Raw genomic sequence first — 1350 nt, 5'->3', positions numbered from 1 at the left:
CCGCTCCCACCGGGGAGCGCGCCACTGTCCGGCCGTCGGTCTCCCAGTGGCTGATCGACCGCACCGCGGAGCCCGGTGTGGTCAGGTCGCCGTCCGCGTCCAGCAAGGTCCGGACGGTTCCGACGAGCGCCACGGCCCCGGCGGCAGCCGACGTGACGGTGTCATGCGGTATCGAGTACGAATCAGGGTTGCCCACCGCCTTTGTCGTCGTCTCCAACCACTCGACCGTTGCCAGCGACTATGTCATCCACATCGCGTTCGGCAGCAAGGACGACCCGACGGACACGGGAGCCGGTGTGGCGACGGTGAGTAACATCGCTCCCGGCCAGATATTGTCCCCATCGCAGCGAGTCAGCTGGGGGCACGACGACCTGCCCGGCGGCTTTACCTGCAAGGCAACGCAGGTGGATCGGCACGCACACTGACCGAACAGGGCAACCCCCCTGCCGCAGCGGCGGCAGCCGGCGATCTTTCGAGGTTTGTGCGCTGAATACCCGCTTGTCGATCGCACAAAGCTCGAAAGATCGCTATGACCGGGGCTGATTGCAGGCCGGAGCCGGTTTCAGGCTGTCGGCAGGGTGGTCGAGGAGAAGCGTGAGGCCACCCAGTCGTCGACGAACCCAGTCATCAGAAGTTCTGAATCAGCTATCATGAAGAGCATGCATGTGATGACGGCGTCCGAAGCGTCTCGGAATTTCAGCGCGGTTCTGGACGAGGCCGAGCAGGGCGAGACGATAGTCGTGACCCGCAGCGGACGGCGGGTCGCCGTGATCATGCCAGCACCACAGACCAACGGCGAAGCCCTGCGGGAAGTGTTCCGCCGCTGGGGCGGCCAGGCTGGCGTCGACGAAACGTTCGCCGCCAACGTCGCCGGCGCGCGGGAAGCTGCTTCGACTGTGCATGACATCGACCCGTGGCACGGCTGATCCTCGACACGGGCGTGCTGGTCAACGGCGCCCGGGGCCGACTCGACCTCGCCGCGATCAGCGATCAGGACGACGTGGTCCTACCAGCCGTGGTTCTCGCCGAATATGGCGTCGGCGTATTGCTGGCCACCGATGAGGCCAGCCGGGCCGCGCAACGCGCGTTCCTCGCGGACATGCTCGCCGTCACCCCCGTGGAGAACTACACCCCTGACGTCGCCGAGCACCATGCCGAACTACTCGCCTGCACGCGTCGCACCGGCAAGCCCCGCGGGGCTCATGACCTCATCATCGCCGCGACCGCTCGCGCCACCAAGCGTGTTCTGGTGACCACCGACGAACAGGCCCGTTTCGACGAGCTGCCCGATGTCACCGTCCGCCTGGTCACCCCCGACCGCGCAGGCCGATAAGAACGCGCAGCGGCGGC

At 66.8% G+C, this 1350-nt stretch carries 3 protein-coding genes; all 3 read left to right on the top strand.

Going from position 1 to position 1350, the window contains the following annotated elements; all coding sequences use genetic code 11:
• A partial coding sequence (locus U9980_RS28090) for a hypothetical protein (RefSeq protein WP_322770688.1) occupies positions 1–425 on the top strand: 425 nt, incomplete at its 5' end.
• Between the two features lie 225 nt (positions 426–650).
• The gene (locus tag U9980_RS28085; protein ID WP_322770687.1) at positions 651–926 is read left to right on the top strand and encodes a type II toxin-antitoxin system Phd/YefM family antitoxin; all 276 of its coding nucleotides are present in this window, start codon (positions 651–653) and stop codon (positions 924–926) included.
• Positions 914–1333 carry a PIN domain-containing protein gene (locus U9980_RS28080; RefSeq protein WP_322770686.1) on the top strand — a complete coding sequence of 140 codons (420 nt, stop codon included), beginning with the start codon at positions 914–916 and terminating at the stop codon, positions 1331–1333. Before U9980_RS28085 ends, U9980_RS28080 begins: the two co-directional genes overlap by 13 nt.
• Positions 1334–1350 lie beyond the last annotated feature (17 nt).

Source organism: Protofrankia sp. Cr1 (genome assembly GCF_963555865.1).
In the GTDB taxonomy this organism is placed as follows: domain Bacteria; phylum Actinomycetota; class Actinomycetes; order Frankiales; family Frankiaceae; genus Protofrankia.
This window is presented reverse-complemented; position numbering and strand designations above follow the sequence as displayed.

What these genes read in the sequence shown, in the direction of transcription:
- U9980_RS28085 (WP_322770687.1), top strand. Translation starts at nt 651, where the DNA reads ATGAAGAGCATGCATGTGATGACGGCGTCCGAAGCGTCTCGGAATTTC.